This window comes from Burkholderia semiarida (assembly GCF_029268935.1).
Taxonomy (GTDB): domain Bacteria; phylum Pseudomonadota; class Gammaproteobacteria; order Burkholderiales; family Burkholderiaceae; genus Burkholderia; species Burkholderia semiarida.
The window spans coordinates 1,420,680-1,446,891 of the sequence record NZ_JAHLCL010000007.1 but is presented as its reverse complement, the minus strand read 5'-3'; the positions used below and the strand labels follow the sequence as shown (position 1 = coordinate 1,446,891).

Here is a 26,212-nt window from a genome sequence, read left to right as displayed (position 1 = left end):
GTTCCGATGAAATCCACCCGACCCTTTCACCCGACTCCCGTCATCACGATCGACGGCCCGACCGCTTCCGGCAAGGGCACCGTCGCGGCGCTCGTCGCCGCGCACCTGGGTTTTCACCTGCTCGACAGCGGCGCGCTGTACCGGCTCGCGGCGCTCGCGAGCGTGCGCTACGGCATCGCCGCGGAAGACGTCGACGCGCTGGTGAAGCTGATCGACGACCTGCACATCACGTTCCGTGAAGGTTGCGCGCAGCTCGACGGCGTCGACGTGTCGAACGACATCCGCGCCGAAGCGGTCGGCAACCGCGCGTCGGCCATCGCCGTGCACGGGCCCGTGCGCACCGCGCTCGTCGCGCGCCAGCGCGCGTTCCGCAAGACGCCTGGCCTCGTGGCGGACGGGCGCGACATGGGCACCGTGATCTTCCCGGACGCCGTGCTGAAGGTGTTCCTGACGGCCAGCGCCGAGGCACGCGCGACCAGGCGGCATAAGCAATTGATGCAAAAAGGTTTTTCTGCTAATATAGATGACTTGCTCCGGGATCTTCGTGAACGTGACGCGCGCGACAGCAATCGCGCGGCCGCGCCGCTGAAGCCTGCGGCAGATGCCAAGCTGCTCGATACGTCGGCACTTTCGGTCGATGAAGCCGTCGACCAGGTGCTGCAGTGGTACCGGGCACTCGGCCAGCCGGCCTGAGAAGGCAGGCAGCGGTAGGTGCTTCGCGTCGCAAGCGCGGAGCGTGTTTCGAACCCTTAACCCCGTGTGGTCCTCGATCTGGCCCTTTCAGCCTGCCATTCCGGCCGGCGTGGCATAGCGAGCCATGCACAATCAGATTTTTATGTCCGACCTGCAAACCTCCAACCCGAATACCGAATCCTTTGCGGCTCTGTTCGAAGAGTCGCTGACCCGCCAAGACATGCGCGCCGGCGAAGTGATCTCCGCCGAAGTCGTGCGCGTCGACCACAACTTCGTGGTCGTCAATGCAGGCCTGAAGTCCGAGGCTTACATTCCGATCGAGGAATTCCTGAACGATCAGGGCGAGGTTGAGGTGCAGTCGGGCGATTTCGTGTCCGTCGCGATCGACGCACTCGAAAACGGCTACGGCGACACGATCCTGTCGCGCGACAAGGCGAAGCGCCTTGCATCGTGGCTGTCGCTGGAAAAGGCGCTCGACAACAACGAGCTCGTCACCGGTACCATTACCGGCAAGGTGAAGGGCGGCATGACCGTGATGGTCAACGGCATCCGCGCGTTCCTGCCGGGTTCGCTGGTCGACACGCGTCCGGTCAAGGACACGACCCCGTACGAAGGCAAGACGCTCGAGTTCCGCGTGATCAAGCTCGATCGCAAGCGTAACAACGTCGTGCTGTCGCGTCGTGCAGTGATCGAAGCCACGCAAGGCGAAGAGCGCGCGAAGCTGCTCGAGACGCTGAAGGAAGGCGCGATCGTCAACGGCGTGGTCAAGAACATCACCGACTACGGCGCGTTCGTCGACCTCGGCGGCATCGACGGCCTGCTGCACATCACCGACATCGCATGGCGTCGCGTGCGTCACCCGAGCGAAGTCCTGTCGGTTGGCCAGGAAGTCACCGCGAAGATCCTCAAGTTCGACCAGGAGAAGAACCGCGTCTCGCTGGGCATCAAGCAACTGGGCGACGATCCGTGGGAAGGCATCTCGCGCCGCTACCCGTCGGGCACGCGCCTGTTCGGCAAGGTCACGAACATCACCGACTACGGCGCATTCGTCGAAGTGGAATCGGGCATCGAAGGCCTCGTCCACGTGTCGGAAATGGACTGGACCAACAAGAACGTTGCGCCGTCGAAGGTTGTCCAGCTGGGCGACGAAGTCGAAGTCATGGTCCTCGAGATCGACGAAGACCGCCGTCGTATCAGCCTCGGCATGAAGCAGTGCAAGCCGAATCCGTGGGATGACTTCAGCCGCAACTTCAAGAAGGGCGACAAGATCACGGGCGCGATCAAGTCGATCACCGACTTCGGCGTGTTCATCGGTCTGCCGGGCGGCATCGACGGCCTGGTCCACCTGTCGGACCTGTCGTGGAGCGAAGCCGGCGAAGAAGCCGTTCGCAAGTACAAGAAGGGCGACGAAGTCGAAGCAATCGTGCTCGGTATCGACGTCGAGAAGGAGCGCATTTCGCTCGGCATCAAGCAGCTCGAAGGCGACCCGTTCAGCAACTACGTTGCCATGAACGACAAGGGCTCGATCGTCGACGGCGTCGTGAAGACGGTCGATGCGAAGGGTGCGGTCGTCACGCTGACGGGCGACGTCGAAGGCTACCTGCGTGCGTCGGAAATCTCGCAGGATCGCGTCGAAGACGCACGCAACGTGCTGAAGGAAGGCGACAAGGTCAACGCGATGGTGATCAACATCGATCGCAAGTCGCGCGGCATCAACCTGTCGATCAAGGCGAAGGATTCGGCCGAGCAACAGGAAGCGATCCGCGGCCTGCAGTCGGACACGAGCGCTGCCGCGACCGGTACGACCAACCTCGGCGCGCTGCTGAAGGCGAAGCTCGACGGCCAGAACCAGTAAGCCTTACGAGGTCTGCTGAAGTATGACCAAATCCGAGTTGGTCGCGCAGCTGGCATCGCGATTTCCGCAACTTGTCCTCAAGGATGCGGATTTCGCGGTGAAAACGATGCTCGATGCGATGTCCGACGCCCTGGCGAAAGGGCATCGCATTGAAATTCGGGGTTTCGGCAGCTTTGGCCTCAACCGTCGCCCGGCGCGCGTCGGACGCAACCCGAAGTCGGGGGAGAAAGTGCAGGTGCCCGAGAAGTTCGTGCCGCACTTCAAACCTGGCAAGGAGTTGCGTGAACGCGTCGACGGCCGCGCCGGTGAACCGCTGAAGGCTGACGATCCGGACGACGAGCGTTGAGCGTCGTTCGGTGTGCCCGGAACCTGTCCGGCGAAGGCTGAAAAGAAAAGCGCCCCTTGCGGGCGCTTTTTTCATTTCGGGCCACGGGTGTGCAACGCGGGCGCACAGGATGTGCGCAGCCGCGGAAACGCTTCCTTTACAATACGGGTCGATTCGGTGCGACGAAGGGGAGTCGCGCGCCGCGGCAAACCTCAACAAAGAGAGGGCTTCATGAAGTTTATCGTCTGGCTGATCCGGGTATTGGTGTTCGTCCTGCTGCTGGTGCTCGCCCTGGCCAATACACAAACCGCGACGCTGAATTTCGTTGCCGGCTACGCATGGCAAGCGCCGCTGATCCTGATCGGCCTGGCATTCTTCGTCGTGGGGCTGCTGGCCGGCCTGCTGTCCGCGCTGCCTTCAATCTTCCGCCTGCGTCTCGAGAACGGGCGTTTGAAGCGCGATCTGCGTGCGGCGCGCGAAACGCCCGCCGTCATCGACCAGCCGCCGATGCCGCCCGTCATTTAACACGGACGCCGCGCGATTCCTCGCGCGGTTTTCGTCTCTGCTTCGATATTTCGCATGGATCTGGATTTCTGGTGGTTGCTCGCGATTCCGGTCGCATTCGCGCTCGGTTGGGCGGCGTCACGCTATGACCTGAAGAATCTCCTGTCGGAGAGTGCCAACCTGCCGCGCTCGTATTTTCGCGGCCTGAATTTTCTGTTGAACGAACAACCGGACAAGGCGATCGATGCGTTCATCGAGGTGGCCAAGCTCGATCCCGAGACGGTCGAGCTGCACTTCGCGCTCGGCAACCTGTTTCGCCGTCGCGGCGAGACCGACCGCGCGATCCGCGTGCACCAGAACCTGCTGAGCCGCACCGATCTGCCGGTCAACGAGCGCGACCACGCGCTGTACGAACTGGGCCAGGACTTCCTGAAGGCCGGCCTGCTGGATCGCGCCGAAGAGGCGTTCCACAAGCTCGCGGACGGCGACTACGCGCTCGGCGCACAGCGGGCGTTGCTGACGATCTACGAGATCGAGAAGGACTGGAACAAGTCGATCGACACGGCCAAACGCATCGAATCGATGAGCGACAAGCCGCTCGGCATCGAAATTGCGCAGTTTCACTGCGAACTCGCGCAGGACGCGCTGCAGCGCAAGAATGCCGCAGCGGCGGCCGAGCAACTGCGCCTTGCGCTGACCGTGAATCCGCAGAACGTCCGTGCGACGGTTCTGTCCGGCGATGCGGCGGAAGCGGCGGGCGACCACGCGGCCGCGATCGAGTACTGGAAGCGCGTCGAAGCGCAGAATCCGGCGTATCTGCCGCTCGTCGCCGACAAACTGATGAAGGCGTACGTCGCACTCGGCAAGAACGTCGAAGGCGCGGAGCTGCTGATGGGGTACGTCGATCGTTATCCGTCGAACGACCTGCTCGACATCGCCTATCAGCATATCGCCGGGTTGCGCGGCCAGGATGCCGCGCACACGCTCGCGCGCACGCAGATGGAAAAGTCGCCGAACCTGTCGGGGATGCTGCACCTGCTCGATGCGCAGATCGCGGCGGCCGACGAACCGCGTCGTAAGGAACTTGAAATGATGCGTGCGCTGATCAAGCAGCGCACGAAAAATCTGCCACGGTATACGTGCCAGAATTGCGGTTTCCGGGCACGGCTCTTCTACTGGCAGTGCCCCGGCTGCAGCGGCTGGGAAACCTATGCGCCGCGCCGCGTCGAACCTGCGATGCCGGGCTGATCCCGGCGCGCGGAGCCAACGCGCAGCGGTTGCCGCCGGGCTCGTCCCGGCGGCCAAGTTAGTCAATTACCGGGAAGTACCGGAACATCTATGAAAATCACCATCATCGGCACCGGCTATGTCGGTCTCGTCACGGGCGCCTGCCTCGCGGAGATCGGTCACGACGTCTTCTGTCTCGACGTCGATCCGCGCAAGATCGACATCCTGAACAACGGCGGAATGCCGATTCACGAACCGGGGCTGCTGGACATCATCGCGCGCAACCGCACGGCGGGGCGCCTGCGCTTTTCGACCGACATCGAGGCGAGCGTCGCGCATGGCGAGATCCAGTTCATCGCGGTCGGCACGCCGCCCGACGAGGACGGCTCGGCCGACCTGCAATACGTGCTCGAGGCCGCGCGCAACATCGGCCGCCACATGACGGGCTTCAAGGTGATCGTCGACAAGTCGACGGTGCCGGTCGGCACCGCGCAGCGCGTGCGCGGCGTGGTCGACGAGGCGCTTGCCGCACGCGGGCTCGCGGGCAGCGTCGCGCATCGCTTCTCGGTCGTATCGAACCCGGAATTCCTGAAGGAAGGCGCCGCGGTCGAGGACTTCATGCGTCCGGACCGGATCATCATCGGCGTCGACGACGACGAAACCGGCACGACCGCGCGCGAGAAGATGAAGAAGCTCTACGCGCCGTTCAACCGCAATCACGAGCGCACGATCTACATGGACGTGCGTTCGGCCGAGTTCGCGAAGTATGCGGCGAACGCGATGCTCGCGACGCGCATCTCGTTCATGAACGAGATGTCGAATCTCGCCGACAAGGTCGGCGCGGACATCGAGGCCGTGCGACGCGGGATCGGCTCCGATCCGCGCATCGGCTATCACTTCCTGTACGCGGGCGTTGGCTACGGCGGCTCGTGCTTCCCGAAGGACGTGCAGGCACTGATCCGCACCGCGGGCGAGAACGGCCAGCCGCTGCGCATCCTGGAGGCCGTCGAGGCCGCCAACCATGCGCAGAAGGACGTGCTGATCGGCAAGATCGAGCAGCGCTTCGGCGCCGACCTGACGGGCCGCGAGTTCGCGGTCTGGGGCCTGGCGTTCAAGCCGAACACCGACGACATGCGCGAGGCGCCGAGCCGCCGCCTGATCGCCGCGCTGCTCGAGCGCGGAGCAACCGTGCGCGCGTACGATCCGGTCGCGGTCGACGAAGCGCGGCGCGTGTTCGCGCTGGATTTCGGCGACGATGCGCACGCACTGGCGCGGCTGCATCTCGTCGACACGCAGGATCTCGCCGTCACCGGCGCGGATGCGCTCGTGATCGTGACCGAGTGGAAGGAATTCCGCAGCCCCGATTTCACGCGCCTGAAGGCCGAACTGAAGGCGCCGGTGATCTTCGACGGGCGCAACCTGTACGAGCCGGACGCGATGGCCGAGCTGGGCATCGACTATTACGCGATCGGCCGGCCGTACGTCGATCCCCAGTCGTCCTCCCGTGGCTGAACGTACGATGAATACTCTTCGCGAAATCGTTCCGGTGCCGCGCGAGCAACTCGCGCGCTCGCGTGTGCTCGTCGTCGGCGACGTGATGCTCGACCGTTACTGGTTCGGCAACGTCGATCGCATTTCACCTGAAGCGCCGGTGCCGGTCGTGCACGTGCAGCGCCAGGAGGAGCGGCTCGGCGGCGCGGCCAACGTTGCGCGCAATGCCGTGACGCTCGGCGGTCAGGCCGGCCTGCTGTGCGTCGTCGGTTGCGACGAACCCGGCGAGCGGATCGTCGAGCTGCTCGGCAGCAGCGGCGTGACGCCGCATCTCGAGCGCGATCCCGCACTCCCGACCACGATCAAGCTGCGCGTGCTCGCGCGCCAGCAGCAACTGCTGCGCGTCGATTTCGAGGCGATGCCGACGCACGAGGTGCTGCTCGCGGGGCTCGCACGCTTCGACGTGCTGCTGCCGCAGCACGACGTCGTGCTGATGTCGGATTACGCCAAAGGCGGTCTCACGCACGTGACGACGATGATCGAGAAGGCGCGTGCGGCCGGCAAGGCGGTCCTGGTCGACCCGAAGGGCGACGACTGGGCACGCTATCGCGGCGCATCGCTGATCACGCCGAATCGCGCGGAACTGCGCGAGGTGGTCGGGCAGTGGAAATCGGAAGACGACCTGCGCGCGCGCGTCGCGAATCTGCGTGCGGAGCTCGGCATCGACGCGCTGCTGCTCACGCGTTCGGAGGAGGGCATGACGCTCTTTTCCGCGGGCGGCGAACTGCATGCGCCGGCGCTCGCGCGCGAGGTGTTCGACGTGTCGGGCGCGGGCGACACTGTGATCGCGACGGTCGCGACGATGCTCGGCGCCGGTGTGCCGCTCGTCGACGCCGTGGTGCTCGCGAATCGCGCGGCAGGCATCGTGGTCGGCAAGCTCGGCACGGCCACCGTGGATTACGACGAACTGTTTCACTGAGCGCATTCGGCGGCGCGACGAGCGCGCCGCACGCATGGCTCGCACTTTTCAGGCAGGACGATCATGACCCTCATCGTCACCGGCGCAGCCGGTTTTATCGGCGCGAACATCGTCAAGGCGCTCAACGAGCGCGGCGAGACGCGCATCATCGCGGTCGACAACCTGACGCGCGCGGACAAGTTCCGCAATCTCGTCGACTGCGAGATCGACGACTATCTCGACAAGACCGAATTCGTCGAACGCTTCGCGCGCGGCGATTTCGGCAAGGTACGCGCGGTATTTCATGAAGGCGCCTGTTCGGACACGATGGAAACCGACGGCCGCTACATGATGGACAACAACTTCCGCTACAGCCGCGCGGTGCTCGATACCTGCCTCGCGCAGGGCACGCAGTTCCTGTATGCATCGTCGGCCGCGATCTACGGCGGCTCGACGCGTTTCGTCGAGGAGCGCGACGTCGAGGCGCCGCTGAACGTGTACGGCTATTCGAAGTTCCTGTTCGATCAGGTGATCCGTCGCGTGCTGCCGAGCGCGAAGAGCCAGATCGCGGGCTTCCGCTATTTCAACGTGTACGGCCCGCGCGAGACCCACAAGGGCCGCATGGCGTCGGTCGCGTTCCACAACTTCAACCAGTTCCGCGCGGAAGGCAAGGTGAAGCTGTTCGGCGAGTACAACGGCTATGCACCGGGCGAGCAGACGCGCGATTTCGTGTCGGTCGAGGACGTGACCAAGGTGAACCTGTTCTTCTTCGATCATCCGGAGAAGTCGGGCATCTTCAATCTCGGCACGGGCCGCGCCCAGCCGTTCAACGATATCGCATCGACGGTCGTGAACACGCTGCGCGCGCTCGACAACCAGCCGCCGCTGACGCTCGCGCAGCAGGTCGAGCAGGGCTTGATCGAATACGTGCCGTTCCCCGATGCGCTGCGCGGCAAGTATCAGTGCTTCACGCAGGCCGACCAGACGAAACTGCGCGCGGCCGGCTACGACGCACCGTTCCTGACCGTGCAGGAAGGCGTCGATCGCTACGTCCGTTGGCTATCCGGCCAGGTTTAAACCGGCGCGTCACATCGATAGACTGGGTCTCACGGTCGGCAGCCGCCGGCCGTTTTTCTTCGGAGATCCAGCACATGATCAGGAAATGGTTTGCCGCGGCGGTCATGCTCGGTGCGGTGGCGTCGGCCTGGGCGGCCGTCGACGTCAACACCGCGAACGAGGATGCGCTCGTCGGCATCAAGGGCATTGGCCCGGCGCGGGCGAAGGCGATTCTCGACGAGCGCGGCGCACACGGTCCGTTCAGGAATGCGGACGATCTCGCCACGCGCGTGAAGGGCATGGGCGGGCATACCGTCGAGCGGCTTCAGCAGGAAGGGCTGACGATCGGTGCGGCGGCCGGTACGGGTACGACGCCGCCGGCCGCGGGCAAGCCGGCGGCGGCAAAGCCCGCCGCACCGGCCCGCACGGCGCAGAAATAACGGGTCGCACATAACCCGACACAGGGCTCCTTCAGCCGCCGTCGTTGCGACGGCTTCCCGCGGCATGCCGCGGGTTTTTTGCGTGCGGCGGGCTGCGCGACGATCGCGAACCGCGCGGCGCGCGTATTCCATCGTCGTAATGGGGTTGCCGGCGCGCGTGCCGGTGCTGGTTTACAATCGATCGATTGATCGGCCTCGCACTCACGGTATATCCATGGCTTACAAAACTATCGAAGACACGATCGGCAATACGCCGCTCGTGCAACTGGTCCGCCTGCCGGACGACGAGATTCGCGCGCGCAACAACGTGCTGCTCGCGAAGCTCGAGGGTAACAATCCGGCCGGTTCCGTGAAGGATCGCCCGGCGCTGTCGATGATCAGCAAGGCCGAGGCGCGCGGGCGCATCAAGCCGGGCGATACGCTGATCGAGGCGACGAGCGGCAACACGGGCATCGCGCTCGCGATGGCCGCGGCGATCCGCGGCTACAAGATGGTGCTGATCATGCCGGAGGATCTGTCGGTCGAGCGCCGCCAGAGCATGGCCGCTTATGGCGCCGAAATCATCCTGACGCCGGTGAAGGGCGGGATGGAGCTGGCGCGCGATCTCGCAGAGCAGATGCAGCGCGAAGGCAAGGGCGTGATCCTCGACCAGTTCGGCAATCCCGACAATCCCGTCGCGCACTACGAAGGAACGGGGCCGGAGATCTGGCGCGATACCGAAGGGCGCATCACGCACTTCGTGTCCGCGATGGGCACGACGGGCACGATCATGGGCACGTCGCGCTACCTGAAGGAACAGAATCCGGCGATCGAAATTATCGGCGCGCAGCCGGAAGACGGCTCGCGTATTCCCGGCATCCGCAAGTGGCCGGAAGCGTACATGCCGACCATCTTCGATCGCAGCCGTGTCGATCGCGTCGAAAGCGTGAGCCAGGCGGCGTCGGAAACGATGACGCGCCGCCTTGCGGCGGTCGAAGGCATCTTCGCGGGCATTTCGTCGGGCGGCGCATGCGAAGTCGCGATGCGCATCGCACGGCAGGTCGAGAACGCGACGATCGTGTTCATCGTCTGCGATCGCGGCGACCGCTACCTGTCCACGGGCGTGTTTCCCGCCTGAGCGAGAGCGGGGCGCGATTCGCGCGTCGATAAAAAAAGCGCCGCGTTCCGTGAACCGCGGCGCTTTTTCTTTGGGCGACCAGCGCTTACTGCGGCTGCGCGTCGTCGGCGGCCGGTTGCAGCGCGCCATTGGCTTCCATCTGCGCCTTCACGGCCTCGCCGAGCTGGTACACGGCGAGCGCGTAGAAGAAGCTGCGGTTGTAGCGCGTCAGCACGTAGAAGTTCTTCAGGCCGAGCATGTATTCGGTCGCGCGCCCCGGCGTCGGCAGGTCGACCACGGTCACCGGCGTGCCGGCTTCGGCCGTGATGTTGACCGTCGGCTCGTTCAACGTCATGCCCGCGCGCAGCAGTTGCGACAGTGCCCAGTGCGGTTCGGGCTGGCCGTCCGCGGCGGCCTGCGCGATGCCCAGGCTGCCCGTGTCGGGCGTGATCTGCCAGACCACCGGGCGGTCGGTTTCCCAGCCGTGCTGCTTCAGGTAGTTCGCGACGCTGCCGATCGCATCGACAGGACTGCTGCGCAGATCGACGTGGCCCGTACCGTCGAAGTCGACCGCGTATTCGCGGATGCTGCTCGGCAGGAACTGAGGAATCCCGATCGCGCCGGTGTACGAGCCGAGCACGGTGGTCGGGTCGAGCTGGTTGTCGCGGGTCCAGACCAGGAAGTCTTCGAGGTTCTTGCGGAACGTGGCCTGGCGGCTGTCGCGATTCGGCGTGTCCGGGTAGTCGAACGTCAGTGTGGTCAGCGCGTCGAGCACGCGGAAATTGCCCATGTAGCGGCCATAGATGGTCTCGACGCCGATGATGCCGACGATCACCTCGGGCGGCACGCCGAACTGCTCGGACGCGCGCTGCAGCGTCGCCTGGTTCGCCTTCCAGAACTTCACGCCGGCGTTGATGCGGATCGGTTCGATGAAGCGCGAGCGATAGACGCGCCAGTTCTTGACCGAAGGCGTGGGCGCGGGCCGCACGAGCTTGACGGCCGTCGCCGAGTAGCTGATGCGCGAGAACAGCGCATGCAGGCTCGCCGAATCGAAGCCGTTGCGGCTCACCATCTCGTCGATGAACGCGTCGACCTTCGCGTTGTTCGCGTACCGCTGCGGAACGATTTCCTCTTCGAAAGTCTGGCCTTGCGGCGTCGGCTGCTGCGGCTGGGCCTGCGCGACGAGCGTGCCGGCGGGCTTCGCCGGCTGCGTCTGCGCGACGGCAGGCGCGGTGCCGAGGGCCGTGGCGATGGCAGCGGCGACGAGCGGAGCGCGAACGCGGAACAGCGCGGGGAGAAGGGCGGCAGGCTTGCTGGAATTCATGTCGAAGCGGGCGGACAGGGCGATGGTGTTCGGCGCAGTATACCCGACGCATCCGGCGCGCCGGGCCGAAGCGGGCCCCCGTTGTGGTAAGTTAGCGGCGAATTCGCGGCAGACGATGGACATCATTGAGGGAGACCTGCGGCGCACCCTGCGCCACGGATGACAGCTTATGGCAACCGCTTTCTATACGCACCCCGACTGCATGCTGCACGAGATGGGGGAGTGGCATCCGGAATGCCCGGCCCGCCTGTCGGCGATCCAGGATCAACTGATTGCGAGCCGCATCGACGACCTGATCGTGCACGAAACCGCGCCGTTCGCGAGCGAGGTCGCGCTGGGCCGCGTGCATACGCAGGCGCACATCGACTACATCCGCAGCATGACGCCGGTCGACGGTTACGTCGAGATCGATCCCGATACGCTGATGAATCCCGACACATGGCGCGCGGCGCTGCGCGCGGCCGGCGCCGCGATCGCGGCGACCGACGCGGTGATCGAGGGCCGCTATGCGAATGCGTTCTGCGGCGTCCGCCCGCCCGGCCATCATGCGGAGCCTGCCCGAGCGATGGGCTTCTGCTTCTTCAACAACGTCGCGATCGCCGCGCGGCACGCACTGGACGTACACGGCATCGAACGGGTCGCGATCATCGATTTCGACGTGCACCACGGCAACGGCACCGAGGCGGCGTTCGCGAACGACGAGCGCGTGCTGATGTGCAGCTTCTTCCAGCATCCGCTGTATCCGTTCTCGGGCGTCGATCATCAGGCGCCGAACATGGTCAACCTGCCGATGCCCGCGCGCAGCAACGGGATGGCGATCCGCGAAGCCGTCGACATGTTCTGGCTGCCGCGCCTCGACGCGTTCAAGCCGCAAATGCTGTTCGTGTCGGCTGGCTTCGACGCGCATCGCGAGGACGACATCGGCAATCTCGGTCTCGTCGAGGCCGACTTCGAATGGCTGACCGCGCAGATCGTCGAGGTGGCGCGCCGGCATGCGCAGGGCCGCATCGTCAGCTGCCTCGAAGGCGGCTACAACCTGTCCGCGCTGGGGCGCAGCGTCGTCGCGCACCTGCGCGTGCTGGCCGGGATCTGATCCTCGCTCGACCGGTCGGGCCGAGGCGCGCTCAGCGTGCCGGCACGCGCGCGTGAATCCATGCGATCAACGCGTCGATCACGCGATCGCGTTCGAGATCGTTCATCGTTTCGTGGAAGCCGCCTTCGTACAGCGTCAGCGTACGGTCGGGCGAGCCGACGCGTGCGCCGAACGCGCGGCTGCCGTCGGGTTCGGTCAGCTTGTCCTCGGTGCCGTGATAGACGAGCACCGGCACGCGCAGCGTGTCGCGGCCGTTTTCGATGCGCGCCATCGCGTCGAGAATCTCCGCACCAGTGCGTGCGGGCACGGCGCCGTGATGCACGAGCGGGTCGGCGCGATTGGCCGCGACGATGGCCGGATCGCGCGACAGCAGCGCCGCATCGATCCTGATCGCGGGGAAAGTGGGCCACACGCGGCTGATGACGCGGCTGACGGCGAGCATCCAGCGCGGCACGTCGCGCCCGGGCGCAAGCGCCGGACTCGACAGCACGAGGCCCGTCAGCGCGTGGCCGCGTACCGGTGCACGTTCGATCGCGTAGAGCGCCGCGATCGCGCCGCCCATGCTGTGTCCCATCAGGAACAGCGGCGCGTCGCCGCGCGCGGCTTCGGCGACCAGCGCGTCCGCATCGTTCAGGTAGTCGTCGAAACGTTCGACCCAGGCTCGCTTGCCGGGCGAGTGGCCATGCCCGCGCAGATCGATCGCCAGCACGTCGATGCCGGCCGCGTTCAGCCGGCCGGCGAGTGCGGCATGGCGGCCCGCGTGTTCGGCGAGGCCGTGCACCAGCGCGATCGTCGCGCGCGGCGGCGCGGCGCCGTCGCCGGCCGGCCAGCGGTACGACGCCAGTTCGAGCCCGTCGGCGGTACCCAGCCGACCCATCCGCGGCGCGGGCGCCGATCCGGCGGTGGCGGGTGCGGCGGCCGGCGTGGTGGTCGTGCTCATCTGGCGTGTCCCCTGTTCGTTGGTCGGTGTTCCGGATCATAGTCGCGGGATTCTCGCGAGCCCCCAGCGGCGCCCCTCTAATTTCATTTGGTTATGAAAAGATCGAAATCGATTATTAAGGGGAATGAGGGGTTTGCGGTAAAATCGCGGGTTATTCCAGATGCATCGGCGGCCGACTGGCGGGCCAACTCGCCGGCCGGCCGCCGTTTTGTTTACATGATCGAATTGCGCAATCTTTCGCAGCGTTTCCCCGGCCCGGGCGGCTGGGTCGAAGCGTTGCACAACGTCAATCTGACGATCCCGCAGGGCGAGGTGTTCGGCATCATCGGCCGAAGCGGCGCCGGCAAGAGCACGCTCGTGCGCACCATCAACCTGCTCACGCGGCCGACCGAAGGCAATGTCGTCGTCGGCGGGCGCGATCTCACGCTGCTGTCGGCCGGCGCGCTGCGCGAAGCGCGCCGCGAAATCGGCATGATCTTCCAGCACTTCAACCTGCTGTCGTCGCGCACGGTGTTCGACAACGTCGCGCTACCGCTCGAGCTGGCCGGCGCGAGCCGTGCCGACATCGAAGCCGCGGTGCTGCCGCTGCTCGACCTGGTCGGGCTGTCCGCGCAGAAGGATCGCTATCCGGCGCAGATCAGCGGCGGGCAGAAGCAGCGCGTCGGCATCGCCCGCGCGCTGGCGAGCCAGCCGAAGGTGCTGCTGTCGGACGAGGCGACGTCGGCGCTCGACCCCGAAACCACGCGTTCGATCCTCGACCTGCTGAAGCGCATCAACCGCGAGCTCGGCCTGACGATCGTGCTGATCACGCACCAGATGGAAGTGATCAAGCAGGTCTGCGATCGCGTGGCGGTGCTCGATGCGGGGCGCGTGGTCGAGGAAGGCCGCGTGATCGACGTGTTCCTGCAGCCGCATCACGAAGTGACGCGCGCGCTGATCGGCGACGTGATCGCGCAGGAGTTGCCGCCCGCGCTGAAGGCGCGCGTGGCCGAGCGGCTGAAGACGGGCAGCGGGCATCTGCTGCGGCTCGCGTTCACGGGCTCGGGGGTCGACCAGCCGATCCTGTCGGAGACGATCCGCCGGTACGAACTCGATTTCAACATCCTGCATGGCCAGATCGACGAGATCCAGGGGCAGGCATTCGGTTCGCTCGCGGTGCTCGCGGGCGGCGAGCCGGGCAAGGTCGGGCAGGCGCTCGCGTTCCTGCGCGAGCAAGGTGTGGTGGTAGAGGAGCTTTCGTATGTTGAGTGAGATGTTCGATATGTTCGTGCAGTCGTTCTGGGAGACGCTGATCATGGTCGGCATCTCCGGGGCGGTCGGCGCGCTCGTCGGCCTGCCGCTCGGCGTGCTGCTCTACCTGACCGATCGCCAGGGCGTGCTGCAGAATCTCGCGGTCAATCGCGTGCTCGGCGGCATCGTGAACGCGGTCCGCTCGACGCCGTTCATCATCCTGCTGGTCGCGGTGATTCCGTTCACGCGGCTCGTTACCGGTTCATCGATCGGCACGGCCGCGGCGGTCGTGCCGCTGACGCTCGCGGCCGCGCCGTTCATCGCGCGTCTCGTCGAAACCGCGCTGCGTGAAGTCGATCGCGGGCTGATCGAGGCCGCGCAATCGATGGGCGCGACCACGTCGCAGATCGTATTCAAGGTGCTGTTGCCCGAATCGCTGCCGGGCGTCGTCGCGGGCCTGACGATCACGTTCGTGTCGCTGGTCGGCTATTCGGCGATGGCGGGCGCGATCGGCGGCGGCGGGCTCGGCGATCTCGGGATCCGTTACGGTTACCAGCGCTATCTGCCGGAAGTGATGTGGACGGTCGTCGCGATCCTGATCGTGTTCGTGCAGATCGTGCAATCGCTCGGCGATTGGCTGGTGCGCCGGCTGAGCCACAAATAAGATCAGACCGTTTCGATAGGGGAGAGACGATGCAACGACGCTTCATGCTGAAATTCGCGGCGGCGCTGGGCGCGGCCGCACTGTTCGCGGGCGCGCAAGCCCGGGCCGAAACCATCAAGGTCGGCGTGACGGGCGGTCCGCACGCGCAGATCATGGAAGTGGTGAAGAAGGTCGCGGCGAAGGAGGGGCTCGAGATCCGCATCGTCGAATTTTCCGACTACGTGCAGCCGAACGCCGCGCTCGCGTCGGGCGACCTCGACGCGAACAGCTACCAGCACGATCCGTATCTGCAGGCGCAGGTGAAGGATCGCGGCTACAAGCTGATCAAGGTCGCGGATACCGTCACGTTTCCGATGGGCATTTACTCGAAGCGCGTGAAGTCGCTGGCCGAGCTGAAGCCGGGCGCGCGCGTCGCGGTGCCGAACGATCCGACCAACGGCGGCCGCGCGCTGCTGTTGCTGCAGAAGCAGGGGCTGCTGAAGCTGCGCGCGGATGCGGGGTTGAAGGCGACGCCGCTCGATATCGTCGACAATCCGCGCAAGCTGAAGATCGTCGAGCTCGATGCGGCGCAGATTCCGCGCTCGCTCGGCGACGTCGACGCGGCCGCGATCAATACCAACTACGCGATGGAAGCGGGGTTGAAACCGAAGCAGGACGCGATCGCGATCGAGGGCCCGAGCGGCCCGTACGCGAACATCCTCGCGATTCGCGACGCGGACCGGAACAAGCCGTGGGTCGCCAGGCTGATTGCGGCCTATCACTCGGCCGACGTGAAACAGTTCATCGAAGGCAAGTTCGGCGGCGCGGTCATTGCCGCCTGGTAACGGCCGCAGCACGGGACGCCCGGCGCGATTAGAGTCGATGATCGAAAACCCGGGCTTTGCGTCCGGGTTTTTTCTCTTTTAAAATAGAACGACCGTTCGCTATCATTGGCGCGTCGCCAAGAAGCGGTATCCTCGACAACCATCATGGTTGGGTCCGCCTGGCCGCGCAGTCATGAGGCCTCGCTTAAAATGGCCTCTGGTCGTATTCGTAACTTTGGAGCGTGTGCATGAAAATCCTGGTGCCAGTGAAAAGAGTGGTCGATTACAACGTGAAGGTCCGCGTGAAGTCGGACAACACGGGTGTCGACATCGCGAACGTGAAGATGTCGATGAACCCGTTCGACGAGATCGCCGTGGAAGAAGCCGTGCGCCTGAAGGAAGCGGGCGTGGCGACCGAAGTGATCGCGGTGTCGGTGGGTGTGACTCAAGCGCAGGAAACGCTGCGCACGGCGCTGGCGATCGGCGCGGATCGCGCGATCCTCGTCGAGTCGAACGACAGCGTCGAGCCGCTGGCCGTCGCGAAGATCCTGAAGGCACTGGTCGACAAGGAACAGCCGCAACTGGTGATCCTCGGCAAGCAGGCGATCGACGACGATTCGAACCAGACGGGCCAGATGCTGGCCGCGCTCGCAGGTCTGCCGCAGGCGACGTTCGCGTCGAAGGTGACGATCGCCGACGGCAAGGCAACCGTTGCGCGCGAAGTCGACGGCGGCGCGGAAACGCTGTCGCTGACGCTGCCGGCGGTCGTGACGACCGACCTGCGCCTGAACGAGCCGCGCTACGTGACGCTGCCGAACATCATGAAGGCGAAGAAGAAGCCGCTGGAAACCGTGAAGCCGGAAGACCTCGGCGTGGACGTCGCGCCGCGTCTGAAGACGCTGAAGGTGGCCGAGCCGCCGAAGCGCGCGGCCGGCGTGAAGGTGCCGGACGTGAAGACGCTGGTCGAGAAGCTGAAGACCGAAGCCAAGGTGCTGTAAGAGGGAGCGCAAGGAAATGACGATTCTGGTGATTGCAGAACACGACAACGCGTCGATCAAGGCCGCGACGTTGAACACGGTGGCGGCGGCAGCGAAGATCGGTGGCGACATCCACGTGCTGGTCGCGGGCCACAACGCGCAAGCGGCGGCCGACGCGGCAGCGAAGATCGCGGGCGTGTCGAAGGTGCTGCTGGCCGACGCGCCGCAACTGGCCGAAGGCCTGGCGGAAAACGTCGAGGCGACCGCGCTGAACATCGCGAAGGACTACTCGCACATCCTCGCGCCGGCGACGGCCTACGGCAAGAACGTCGCGCCGCGCATCGCCGCGAAGCTGGACGTCGCGCAGATCTCGGACATCACGGCGGTCGATTCGGCCGACACGTTCGAGCGCCCGATCTACGCGGGCAACGCGATCGCGACCGTGCAGTCGAGCGATCCGATCAAGGTCATCACGGTGCGTGCGACGGGTTTCGATCCGGTGGCGGCGGAAGGCGGCAGCGCAGCGGTCGAGAAGATCGACGCAGCGGCCGACGCAGGCAAGTCGCAGTTCGTGAGCCGTGAAGTGACGAAGCTGGACCGTCCGGAGCTGACGTCGGCGAGCATCATCGTGTCGGGCGGCCGCGGTCTGGGCAGCGGCGAGAACTACACGAAGGTGCTGGAGCCGCTGGCCGACAAGCTGTCGGCAGCGCTCGGCGCATCGCGCGCGGCAGTCGACGCCGGCTACGTGCCGAACGACTACCAGGTCGGCCAGACCGGCAAGATCGTCGCGCCGCAGTTGTACATCGCGGTCGGTATCTCGGGTGCGATCCAGCATCTGGCCGGGATGAAGGATTCGAAGGTGATCGTCGCGATCAACAAGGATCCCGAAGCGCCGATCTTCAGCGTGGCCGACTACGGCCTCGTCGGCGATCTGTTCTCGCTCGTGCCGGAGCTCGTGAACGAGCTCGGCTGACGCGGCGTGACGCTTCAGCGGTAAGCACACGAGAAAAGGGGCGCGATAAGCGCCCCTTTTTCGCTGTGTCGTCGGCTGAAGCGGCGCGAGCGCCGTTCGCCTGGAAGATCCGCGATCGTGCTGTGCCGTGCCGAACATATCGTCGCGTACACCCGACGGGCAGCGTCGGTTCGCTCGCCGTGCGACGGGAGCATGTGCACGTTGACTGAAGCGTCGCGCCGAGTCGGTACTCGCACTCGCACTCGCAGTCACGGAAACGGGAAAAGCGCCCAAGGGCGCTTTTCTCGTCGATGCAACGGGCCCGCCTCGCCGCGGGCCGTTCCGATTTACGCGTAGGCCGGGCGCGCTTGGCCGGGCGCGTCCTTCAGGTAACGATGCACCGACAGGTCGTCGGCCTGGATCGCCGGCATCTTGCCCGAGATCAGGTCCGCGAGCAGTTGGCCAGAGCCGCACGACATCGTCCAGCCGAGCGTGCCATGGCCGGTGTTCAGGAACAGGTTCGACACCGGCGTGCGGCCGACGATCGGCGTGCCGTCCGGCGTCATCGGGCGCAGACCCGTCCAGAACGTGGCCTTCGACGTGTCGCCGCCGCCCGGGAACAGGTCGTTCACGCACATCTCGAGCGTTTCGCGGCGTGCGGCGCGCAGCGTCTTGTCGAAGCCCACGATTTCCGCCATCCCGCCGACGCGGATGCGCTGGTCGAAGCGCGTGATCGCGATCTTGTAGGTTTCGTCGAGCACGGTCGACACCGGCGCGGCGGCTTCGTCGACGATCGGCGCGGTGATCGAATAGCCCTTGAGCGGATAGACGGGAATCTTCATCAGGTTCGAGATGAAGCGCGTCGAGTACGAGCCCAGCGCGACGACGTACGCGTCGGCACGCACCGTCTCGCTGCCGCATTGCACGCCGGCGATCTTGCCGCCCGCGATCGCGAGCGCATCGATCGGCGTGTTGTAGCGGAACTTCACGCCGAGCGATTCGGCGAGCGCGGCGAGGCGCGTCGTGAACAACTGGCAATCGCCGGTTTCGTCGCCCGGCAGGCGCAGGCCGCCCGTCAGCTTGTGCGAGACGGCGGCGAGCGCCGGCTCGGCTTTTTTCAGCTCGGCCGGCGACAGCAGTTCGAACGGCACGTTCGCTTCCTGCAGCACGGCGATGTCCTTCGCCGCGCCGTCGAGCTGCTGCTGCGTGCGGAACAGTTGCAGCGTGCCGCCCGTGCGGCCTTCGTACTGGATGCCGGTATCGGCGCGCAGCGCCTGCAGGCAATCGCGGCTGTATTCGGCGAGACGGACCATGCGGCTCTTGTTCACCGCATAGCGCTCGGCCGTGCAGTTGCGCAGCATCTGGACCATCCACTGGAGCTGGAAGCGCGTGCCGTCGAGGCGGATCGCGAGCGGCGCGTGCTTTTCGAACATCCACTTGACGGCCTTCAGCGGCACGCCGGGCGCGGCCCACGGCGCCGCATAGCCGGGCGAGATCTGGCCTGCATTCGCGAAGCTCGTCTCCAGCGCCGGGCCGGCTTCCCGGTCGATCACCGTGACTTCGTGGCCGGCGCGCGCGAGGTAATACGCGCTTGCCACGCCCACCACACCGCTGCCCAGAATGACGACTCGCATAGCTGCTCCAGATGGAAGGAATCAGGTCGAGGCCGGGCGCACCCGCGGCTCCGTGTTACCTCTAGCTGATCTAGTTTTTTGCGCTATGGTATTGTCGAATGTGCAGTTTTTGTTATTGTATTTTTCTGGTTTTCAGCATAAACAAATGAGAACGCAACGTCAGCCCGTACGCTCGCTCGACAAGCTCGACCGGCGCATCCTGAAACTGCTCCAGGACGACGGCCGGATGGCGATGAAAGACCTCGCGGAACAGGTCGGACTGACCGTCACGCCGTGCATCGAGCGCGTGCGGCGCATGGAGCGCGACGGCGTGATCACCGGCTATCACGCGCGGGTCGACCCGGGGCAATTGGGCGCCGCGCTGCTGGTGTTCGTCGAGATCACGCTCGGCCACAAGGGCGGCAACATGTTCGAGCAATTCCGCCGGGAAGTGATGAAGATCGACGAGGTGCTCGAATGTCATCTCGTCTCCGGCGATTTCGACTACCTGATCAAGGCGCGAATCGGCGAGATGGCCGACTACCGCAAGCTGCTCGGCGACATCCTGCTGCAGTTGCCGGGCGCCGTGCAGTCGAAGAGCTATGTCGTAATGGAGGAAATCAAGGAAACGCTGACGATCGCCGTCGGCGAGTGACGCACCGGCGGCCGGCCGTCGGGCCCTTTATCCCGCTCTTGGCATGCTGCGCCCAATACTGTATAAATGTACAGTATTGGGCGCAGGCGAATGGGTGGGCACATGGACGATCGGTCCGACAACGAATTTCCGGTAGCGCCGCCCGTGCCCCGCAAGGGGCGCGGTGCGGTCGACAACCTGCAGGGGCGGTATGAAATCGCGCAGCGCGAAGCGGTCGACGACGGCTGGACGCACGAGTCCGACGATGCCGATTTCCCCGTGCCGCTGCGCACGCAGGTCTTCGAGGAGCGGGCGAAGAGCATCCTCACGCACAACCAGTCGCCCGACATTCCGTTCAGCGTGTCGCTCAATCCGTATCGCGGCTGCGAGCACGGTTGCATCTACTGCTTCGCGCGGCCGACGCACAGCTATCTCGGGCTGTCGCCGGGGCTCGATTTCGAAAGCCGCATCTACGCGAAGGTGAACGCGGCCGAACTGCTCGAGCGCGAGATTTCGCGCAAGCGCTACGTGCCCGAGCCGATCGCGCTCGGCGTCAACACCGATGCGTACCAGCCGGTCGAACGCGACCTGCGCATCACGCGCAGCGTGATCCAGGTGATGCACGATCGCGGGCTGCCGTTCGCGGCGATCACGAAATCGTCGCTGATCGAGCGCGATCTCGACCTGCTCGCGCCGATGGCCGAACGCGGGCAGGTGATGGCGGCGGTCACGATCACGACGCTCGATGCCGAGCTCGCGCGCACGCTCGAGCCGCGCGCGGCCACCCCGGCGCGGCGGTTGCGCACGATCCGGGCGCTACGCGATGCGGGTGTGCCGGTCGGCGTGAGCATTGCACCGGTGATTCCGTTCGTCACCGAGCCAGACATGGAGCGCGTGCTCGAAGCCTGCGCGGAAGCCGGTGCGACGCATGCGAGCTACATCATCCTGAGATTGCCGTGGGAGGTCGCGCCGCTGTTCAAGCAGTGGCTTGCCGCGCATTTTCCCGATCGTGCGGAGCGCGTGATGAACCGCGTGCGCGACATGCGCGGCGGCAAGGATTACGATTCGGACTTCTCGAAACGGATGAAGGGCGAGGGGATCTGGGCCGACCTGTTGCGGCAACGCTTCCGTCAGGCCGTCAAGCGGCTCGGGCTGAACGAGCGCACGAACGGCATTCTGGATCTGTCGCGATTCCGCGGCGCGCCGGTCGCTGGGGTGTCGGCGCCGCCTGTCGCGGTTCGAGCAGCCGGCGCGAAGTCGCGCGACGACATCCAGTTGAGCCTGTTCTGACCGACGAGCAACGTAGTCGCCGGTGTCCCGTATCGATCGTGCTGGCCGGGCCTTACTGCGAAATCTGCTTGGCCGCTTGGACCTGCGATTCGAAGTACGTCTGGAACGACAGCGCGAGTGCGGTCATCAGCAGGAACGCGCCGATCAGCAGCGAGAAAATCACGACGAAGATCACGGTCCAGCCCGACTGGCTGTGCTTGCCGGTGTCCGCATTGAATTGCGCATCCCATTTTTCGTCGGGGCGCAGCCCGTAGACGAGGGCGGCGAGGAACGCCGCCAGCAGCGAGATTGCGCCGGGCACCGCGAGCCACCAGCCGAGGCCGGCGCTGCGCTGGGTTGCCGCGAGCAGCAGGAAGCCCGGGATGCCGACGATCGTCGCGAGCAGGTGGGCCCAGCCGTACACGTCGCGAAAGCCGTACAGATAGAAGCGGTGCGCACCGAGCGATCCGAGCAAGAACGCGAGGGCGGCGGTAAGCGTCTTGGAGCGGAAGCGGCGGGGCGATGCGGTGCTGCTGGACATGGATGGCGGCGTATTGTCGTTGGCTTGGGCGGCCGGCAAGCCGGCGCGGGCGCACGGCCCGGCACGCATTCTACGATGCCCGGTCGGGCCCGGTCACCCCTCGGCTGCGTCAAGGTGCCGCATAAGTCACGCGATAGATCGCGCCCGCGTAATCGTCGCTGACGAGCAACGAACCGTCCGGCAGCGGCAGTACGTCGGCCGGGCGTCCCCATACCGTGCCGTCGGGCCGCAGCCAGCCGGCGATGAACGGCGTCTGACGTGCGTGGCTGCCGTCCGCGGGGGCGACCACGCGCATCACGCGGTAGCCGACCTTCGTGCTGCGGTTCCACGAGCCGTGTTCGGCGATGAAGACACTATTTCGATACGACGCCGGAAACATCGATCCGGTGTAGAAGCGCATGCCGAGCGCCGCCACGTGTGCGCCGAGTTTCAGGACGGGTGGTACATAACGGCGGCAGACGTCGGCGCTGCCGAATTCGGGGTCGGGCGTATCGCCGCCGTGGCAGTATGGAAAGCCGAAGTCGAGGCCGGCGCGCGGCGCACGGTTCAGCTCGTCGTCGGGTACGTCGTCGCCCATCATGTCGCGCCCGTTGTCGGTGAACCACAGCTCCCCCGAATCGGGGTGCCATGCAAAGCCGACCGTATTGCGTATGCCGCGGGCGAACACTTCGCGCCCACTGCCGTCGGCGTTCATTCGCGCAATGATCGCGTAGCGGCTGCGATCGGCGAGGCAGGCATTGCACGGCGCGCCGGTCGGTACGTAGAGCTTGCCATCGGGGCCGAACGCGATGAATTTCCAGCCGTGATGGTGGTCGGTCGGCAGCGCGTCGGTCACGACGACGGGGGCGGGCGGTCTGGCGAGCCGGTCGTCGATACGGTCGACGCGCAGGATACGCGACACGGCGGATATATAGAGAGCGCCATCGCGATAGGCGACGCCAACTGGCATATCGAGTCCGGACGCGATCACGTAGCGCGCGGTGATCCGACCCTCGTGCATCACGAAGGCATGGACTCGGCCTTCCCGCGTGCCGACATACAGAATGCCGCGTGGCGACCACGCCATTTCGCGCGCGGCCGGCACTGCGTCCGTCAGCACTTCCACGTGGAAGCCGGGCGGCACGACGAGTTCGTTCACCGGCAACGGCGCGGCAAACGCCGGTAGGGAGACGAGGCAGGCAAGGCCGGCAAGCAGCGCCGCGAATCGGTGCTGCGCGCGGCGCGCGGGGGCGGCGCGAAAGGGCGGCATGACGGTCGGGAGCGTCGTGGACACGCCGATTGTATGCCTGCTGGACGGGCCGTCCGCGGATTTTTACGCGTAAGTGTTTGTTGTACCTCTGCTTTCCGGCTATAATCGCGTGTTTCAGTAGTTTCGAACCCGGTTTTCCCGAAGGACATCATATGGTTATCATCCGTCTGGCTCGTGGCGGCTCGAAGAAGCGCCCGTTCTACAACATCGTTGCTACCGATTCGCGCAACCGTCGTGACGGCCGCTTCATCGAGCGCGTCGGCTTCTACAACCCGGTCGCCACGAAGGGCGAATCGCTGCGTATCGCTCAGGATCGCCTGACGTACTGGCAAGGCGTTGGCGCGCAACTGTCGCCGACCGTCCAGCGTCTCGTGAAGGAAGCGCAAAAGGCGCAACCGGCTGCCTGACATGGCACGGTGTGCCGGTCGTGCCGGCTGTGAGGTGCATTGATGGCGGGTCACGATTCCGGTAATGCAAGGCGCGGGCGTGCGTCATTTGGCGCATTCGTCCGCAAGCCGGTCGAGCGCGACACGGTCGCGAACGCCGGTCAGGCTGCCGAACAAGGCAGTCCCGAAGCGACGCAAGCCTGGCCTGACGATGCCGTCGAGGTCGGGGCGGTGGTCGACGCCTACGGCCTGAAAGGCTGGATCAAGGTGGCGACGCATGCCGATGCCGGTCGCGGTGGCGACGCGCTGCTCAACGCGCGTCGCTGGTGGCTGGAACGCGGTGCGGAGCGGCTTTCCGTCCGCATCATGCAGTCGAAGACGCACAGCGACACTGTCGTTGCGCAACCCGCGGGCGTCAGCGACCGCGATGCCGCGCTGTCCATGCGCGGCTTTCGCGTGTTCGTGCGCCGGGAAGATTTCCCGGCACTGGCCGCGGACGAATTCTATTGGGTCGACCTGATCGGTCTCGACGTCGTCAACGAGCAATCGGTGGCGCTCGGGAAGGTGAGCGGGATGATCGACAACGGCGTGCATTCGATCATGCGTGTCGAGTATCCGGCGACCGGCAAAGACGGTCAGCCGACCACCGACGAGCGGTTGATTCCGTTCGTCGGCGTCTACGTCAAAACGGTGGATCAGGCGGCGCGTCGCATCGTCGTCGACTGGGAAGCCGATTACTGAAATGAACCAGGTTACCGAGCGCGCGGTGCAGTTCGACGTCGTCACGCTCTTTCCCGAGATGTTCCGCGCGCTGACCGACTGGGGAATCACCAGCCGGGCCGTGAAGCAGGGGCGCTTCGGGTTGCGCACCTGGAACCCGCGTGATTTCACGACGGACAACTACCGCACGGTCGACGATCGTCCGTACGGCGGCGGTCCGGGCATGGTGATGCTGGCCAGGCCGCTCGAAGCCGCGATCGACGCCGCGAAAGCGGCGCAGGCGGAGCAGGGCATCGCGAGCACGCGCGTCGTGATGATGTCGCCGCAAGGCGCGCCGCTCACGCATGATCGTGCGGTGCGGATGGCGCAGGAACCCGGCGTCGTCGTGCTGTGTGGCCGCTACGAAGCGATCGACCAGCGCTTGCTGGATCGTTACGTCGACGAGGAAATCAGCCTCGGCGATTTCGTGCTGTCGGGCGGCGAACTGCCGGCGATGGCGCTGATGGATGCAGTCGTGCGGCTGCTGCCCGGCGTGCTGAACGATTCGCTGTCGGCCGTGCAGGACAGCTTCGCCGACGGCCTGCTCGATTGTCCGCACTACACGCGGCCCGAGGAATACGAGGGCGTGCGCGTGCCGGACGTGCTGCTCGGCGGGCATCATGCCGAGATCGAGAAGTGGCGGCGTCAGGAAGCATTGAGGAATACGTTGCGGAAGCGCCCGGACCTGATCGCCCGGGCGCGCCGCGAGAAGTTGTTGAGCCGGGCCGACGAGGCGTGGCTTGCGAACCTCGCACGCGAAGCGAAGGACGCCTCCTGAGGCGGCTGCGCGGGCGGGAATTGGCGGTGCCGTACATGCGTGTGCGGCGCCTGATGTGAATCCATCCTCTATCGGGGCCGAGCCTGGAAGCAGGCGGGTACGAACGCCGACACGATGGCATAAGGAGTCAGTAATGAATCTGATCGCAAAACTTGAGCAGGAAGAGATCGAGCGCGCGCTCGCCGGCAAGACGATCCCCGATTTCGCCCCGGGCGACACGGTGATCGTGAACGTGAACGTGGTTGAAGGTAACCGCAAGCGCGTTCAGGCTTACGAAGGCGTCGTCATCGCGAAGCGCAACCGTGGCCTGAACTCGAACTTCATCGTTCGCAAGATCTCGTCGGGTGAAGGCGTCGAGCGTACGTTCCAGACGTACTCGCCGCTGCTGGCAAGCATCGTCGTGAAGCGTCGCGGTGACGTGCGTCGTGCGAAGTTGTACTACCTGCGCGAGCGTTCGGGCAAGTCGGCTCGTATCAAGGAAAAGCTGGTGTCGAAGGATCGCGCCGCAGCAGCTTCCCAAGAGTAAGAGCTGTAAGGAAAAAGCACCCAACCGGGTGCTTTTTTCATTCTGGCGCGACAATATGCTCGATACGACACGAACCCGAGAGCTCCATTGAATCGCCGCCCCATCATCGATCCCGAAGTATTGCCGGTCGAAGGCACCGGCGCCGGCCTGCCTGTCATCGATTCCCGGCTGATGACGCCGTCCGGCCTGCGCGAACGTTTCGCACGCACGCTCGAATGGAGCGTCGAGCCCGGCGAGGCGAAGCTGCAGGAAGGCGTCGATCCGCGCAGTGCGGCCGTTCTCATGCCGCTCGTCGCACGCGAGACGGGCCTCACCGTACTGCTGACGCAGCGCGCCGATCACCTGAACGACCATGCCGGACAGATCAGCTTTCCGGGCGGCCGTCGCGAGCCGTTCGATCGAGACGCGACCGCCACCGCGTTGCGCGAGGCGAAAGAGGAGATCGGGCTGGCCGCCGAACGCGTCGAGATTCTCGGCGTGCTGCCCGACTACCTGACCGGCACGGGCTTCTGCGTGACACCGGTCGTCAGCCTCGTGCATCCGCCGTTCACCGTGCAGGCCGACACGTTCGAAGTCGCCGAGATTTTCGAAGTGCCGCTCGCGTTCTTGATGAATCCCGCGAACCATCAGGTCCGCGTGTTTCGGTGGGAAGGCGGCGAGCGTCGTTTTTTTGCCATGCCTTACCCGAACGGCGAAGCGGGCGGGCAATACTTCATCTGGGGCGCAACTGCCGCCATGTTTCGCAATCTGTATCGCTTCTTGGCCGCCGGCTAGGCGGGCGCGCCGGCCGGCGCGCGCGAGCGGCTGCCCGGCGACCGCGCCGGCAGCC

The 26,212-nt window shown here is 65.6% G+C and carries 28 protein-coding genes; 23 read left to right on the top strand and 5 right to left on the bottom strand.

Going from position 1 to position 26,212, the window contains the following annotated elements; genetic code table 11:
• Window positions 1–6: 6 nt before the first annotated feature.
• The 10 genes from cmk to cysM all read left to right on the top strand — a co-directional run bounded on the left by cmk (window position 7) and on the right by cysM (window position 9,666).
• Window positions 7–693, top strand: a complete 687-nt coding sequence (gene cmk / locus KPB06_RS19610) for a (d)CMP kinase (protein ID WP_059574065.1) — start codon at window positions 7–9, stop codon at window positions 691–693.
• Window positions 694–835: 142 nt separating this feature from the next.
• Window positions 836–2,548, top strand: coding sequence for a 30S ribosomal protein S1 (rpsA, locus tag KPB06_RS19605; RefSeq protein WP_059574327.1), 1,713 nt, complete (start codon window positions 836–838; stop codon window positions 2,546–2,548).
• 22 nt (window positions 2,549–2,570) lie between these two features.
• Window positions 2,571–2,894, top strand: a complete 324-nt coding sequence (locus KPB06_RS19600; protein ID WP_006486894.1) for an integration host factor subunit beta — start codon at window positions 2,571–2,573, stop codon at window positions 2,892–2,894.
• Between the two features lie 210 nt (window positions 2,895–3,104).
• The gene (locus KPB06_RS19595; RefSeq protein ID WP_034183038.1) at window positions 3,105–3,398 is read left to right on the top strand and encodes a lipopolysaccharide assembly protein LapA domain-containing protein; all 294 of its coding nucleotides are present in this window, start codon (window positions 3,105–3,107) and stop codon (window positions 3,396–3,398) included.
• Between the two features lie 54 nt (window positions 3,399–3,452).
• Window positions 3,453–4,625 carry a lipopolysaccharide assembly protein LapB gene (gene lapB / locus KPB06_RS19590; RefSeq protein WP_059574064.1) on the top strand — a complete coding sequence of 391 codons (1,173 nt, stop codon included), beginning with the start codon at window positions 3,453–3,455 and terminating at the stop codon, window positions 4,623–4,625.
• A 90-nt stretch (window positions 4,626–4,715) separates the two neighbouring features.
• On the top strand, window positions 4,716–6,116 hold the full coding sequence (locus tag KPB06_RS19585) for a UDP-glucose dehydrogenase family protein (RefSeq protein WP_059574063.1): 1,401 nt from the start codon (window positions 4,716–4,718) through the stop codon (window positions 6,114–6,116).
• A gap of 7 nt (window positions 6,117–6,123) precedes the next feature.
• Window positions 6,124–7,074, top strand: coding sequence for a D-glycero-beta-D-manno-heptose-7-phosphate kinase (gene rfaE1 / locus KPB06_RS19580; protein ID WP_059574062.1), 951 nt, complete (start codon window positions 6,124–6,126; stop codon window positions 7,072–7,074).
• Between the two features lie 63 nt (window positions 7,075–7,137).
• Window positions 7,138–8,130, top strand: coding sequence for an ADP-glyceromanno-heptose 6-epimerase (gene rfaD / locus KPB06_RS19575; RefSeq protein WP_006496538.1), 993 nt, complete (start codon window positions 7,138–7,140; stop codon window positions 8,128–8,130).
• Between the two features lie 74 nt (window positions 8,131–8,204).
• A complete protein-coding gene (locus KPB06_RS19570; RefSeq protein ID WP_059574061.1) occupies window positions 8,205–8,549 on the top strand; it encodes a ComEA family DNA-binding protein in 345 nt (114 codons plus the stop codon).
• Window positions 8,550–8,763: 214 nt separating this feature from the next.
• Window positions 8,764–9,666 carry a cysteine synthase CysM gene (gene cysM / locus KPB06_RS19565; protein ID WP_059574060.1) on the top strand — a complete coding sequence of 301 codons (903 nt, stop codon included), beginning with the start codon at window positions 8,764–8,766 and terminating at the stop codon, window positions 9,664–9,666.
• An 85-nt stretch (window positions 9,667–9,751) separates the two neighbouring features.
• Here the strand turns inward: cysM and mltB are convergent, their stop codons facing one another.
• Entirely contained in the window at window positions 9,752–11,095 is a 1,344-nt protein-coding gene (gene mltB / locus KPB06_RS19560) for a lytic murein transglycosylase B (RefSeq protein WP_081066588.1), read from the bottom strand.
• 43 nt (window positions 11,096–11,138) lie between these two features.
• Between mltB and KPB06_RS19555 the strand changes: the two genes are divergently transcribed.
• Window positions 11,139–12,062, top strand: a complete 924-nt coding sequence (locus KPB06_RS19555) for a histone deacetylase family protein (RefSeq protein ID WP_059574058.1) — start codon at window positions 11,139–11,141, stop codon at window positions 12,060–12,062.
• Between the two features lie 31 nt (window positions 12,063–12,093).
• Here KPB06_RS19555 and KPB06_RS19550 read toward each other — a convergent pair whose 3' ends face one another.
• Window positions 12,094–13,002, bottom strand: a complete 909-nt coding sequence (locus KPB06_RS19550; protein WP_059574057.1) for an alpha/beta hydrolase — start codon at window positions 13,000–13,002, stop codon at window positions 12,094–12,096.
• Window positions 13,003–13,218: 216 nt separating this feature from the next.
• Between KPB06_RS19550 and KPB06_RS19545 the strand changes: the two genes are divergently transcribed.
• From KPB06_RS19545 to KPB06_RS19525, 5 genes are all read left to right on the top strand, one after another.
• Window positions 13,219–14,253, top strand: coding sequence for a methionine ABC transporter ATP-binding protein (locus KPB06_RS19545; protein ID WP_059574056.1), 1,035 nt, complete (start codon window positions 13,219–13,221; stop codon window positions 14,251–14,253).
• The gene (locus KPB06_RS19540; RefSeq protein WP_059574055.1) at window positions 14,243–14,896 is read left to right on the top strand and encodes a methionine ABC transporter permease; all 654 of its coding nucleotides are present in this window, start codon (window positions 14,243–14,245) and stop codon (window positions 14,894–14,896) included. Before KPB06_RS19545 ends, KPB06_RS19540 begins: the two co-directional genes overlap by 11 nt.
• A gap of 29 nt (window positions 14,897–14,925) precedes the next feature.
• Window positions 14,926–15,720, top strand: coding sequence for a MetQ/NlpA family ABC transporter substrate-binding protein (locus KPB06_RS19535; protein ID WP_059574054.1), 795 nt, complete (start codon window positions 14,926–14,928; stop codon window positions 15,718–15,720).
• 227 nt (window positions 15,721–15,947) lie between these two features.
• A complete protein-coding gene (locus KPB06_RS19530) occupies window positions 15,948–16,697 on the top strand; it encodes an electron transfer flavoprotein subunit beta/FixA family protein (RefSeq protein WP_021157446.1) in 750 nt (249 codons plus the stop codon).
• A gap of 16 nt (window positions 16,698–16,713) precedes the next feature.
• Entirely contained in the window at window positions 16,714–17,649 is a 936-nt protein-coding gene (locus KPB06_RS19525) for an electron transfer flavoprotein subunit alpha/FixB family protein (RefSeq protein WP_059574053.1), read from the top strand.
• A 326-nt stretch (window positions 17,650–17,975) separates the two neighbouring features.
• On the opposite strand, the gene KPB06_RS19520 is transcribed toward KPB06_RS19525, so the two are convergent.
• On the bottom strand, window positions 17,976–19,262 hold the full coding sequence (locus KPB06_RS19520) for a D-amino acid dehydrogenase (protein WP_059574052.1): 1,287 nt from the start codon (window positions 19,260–19,262) through the stop codon (window positions 17,976–17,978).
• Between the two features lie 145 nt (window positions 19,263–19,407).
• On the opposite strand from KPB06_RS19520, the gene KPB06_RS19515 reads away from it, so the two are divergent.
• Window positions 19,408–19,896, top strand: a complete 489-nt coding sequence (locus KPB06_RS19515) for an Lrp/AsnC ligand binding domain-containing protein (protein WP_012492860.1) — start codon at window positions 19,408–19,410, stop codon at window positions 19,894–19,896.
• Between the two features lie 90 nt (window positions 19,897–19,986).
• Window positions 19,987–21,165, top strand: coding sequence for a PA0069 family radical SAM protein (locus KPB06_RS19510; protein ID WP_059574051.1), 1,179 nt, complete (start codon window positions 19,987–19,989; stop codon window positions 21,163–21,165).
• Window positions 21,166–21,217: 52 nt separating this feature from the next.
• Here KPB06_RS19510 and KPB06_RS19505 read toward each other — a convergent pair whose 3' ends face one another.
• The gene (locus KPB06_RS19505; RefSeq protein ID WP_059574326.1) at window positions 21,218–21,685 is read right to left on the bottom strand and encodes an NINE protein; all 468 of its coding nucleotides are present in this window, start codon (window positions 21,683–21,685) and stop codon (window positions 21,218–21,220) included.
• A 109-nt stretch (window positions 21,686–21,794) separates the two neighbouring features.
• The gene (locus KPB06_RS19500; RefSeq protein WP_059574050.1) at window positions 21,795–22,934 is read right to left on the bottom strand and encodes a PQQ-dependent sugar dehydrogenase; all 1,140 of its coding nucleotides are present in this window, start codon (window positions 22,932–22,934) and stop codon (window positions 21,795–21,797) included.
• A 152-nt stretch (window positions 22,935–23,086) separates the two neighbouring features.
• Here KPB06_RS19500 and rpsP point away from each other — a divergent pair, with 152 nt between their 5' ends.
• The 5 genes from rpsP to KPB06_RS19475 all read left to right on the top strand — a co-directional run bounded on the left by rpsP (window position 23,087) and on the right by KPB06_RS19475 (window position 26,157).
• A complete protein-coding gene (gene rpsP / locus KPB06_RS19495; protein WP_006476550.1) occupies window positions 23,087–23,341 on the top strand; it encodes a 30S ribosomal protein S16 in 255 nt (84 codons plus the stop codon).
• Window positions 23,342–23,383: 42 nt separating this feature from the next.
• Window positions 23,384–24,061, top strand: coding sequence for a ribosome maturation factor RimM (gene rimM / locus KPB06_RS19490; protein WP_059638229.1), 678 nt, complete (start codon window positions 23,384–23,386; stop codon window positions 24,059–24,061).
• Window position 24,062: 1 nt separating this feature from the next.
• Window positions 24,063–24,857 (top strand): tRNA (guanosine(37)-N1)-methyltransferase TrmD, encoded by a 795-nt coding sequence (gene trmD, locus KPB06_RS19485; protein ID WP_059574048.1) that lies wholly within the window; start codon window positions 24,063–24,065, stop codon window positions 24,855–24,857.
• A gap of 133 nt (window positions 24,858–24,990) precedes the next feature.
• Window positions 24,991–25,383 (top strand): 50S ribosomal protein L19, encoded by a 393-nt coding sequence (gene rplS / locus KPB06_RS19480; RefSeq protein WP_059574047.1) that lies wholly within the window; start codon window positions 24,991–24,993, stop codon window positions 25,381–25,383.
• An 87-nt stretch (window positions 25,384–25,470) separates the two neighbouring features.
• A complete protein-coding gene (locus KPB06_RS19475; protein WP_059574046.1) occupies window positions 25,471–26,157 on the top strand; it encodes a CoA pyrophosphatase in 687 nt (228 codons plus the stop codon).
• Window positions 26,158–26,212 lie beyond the last annotated feature (55 nt).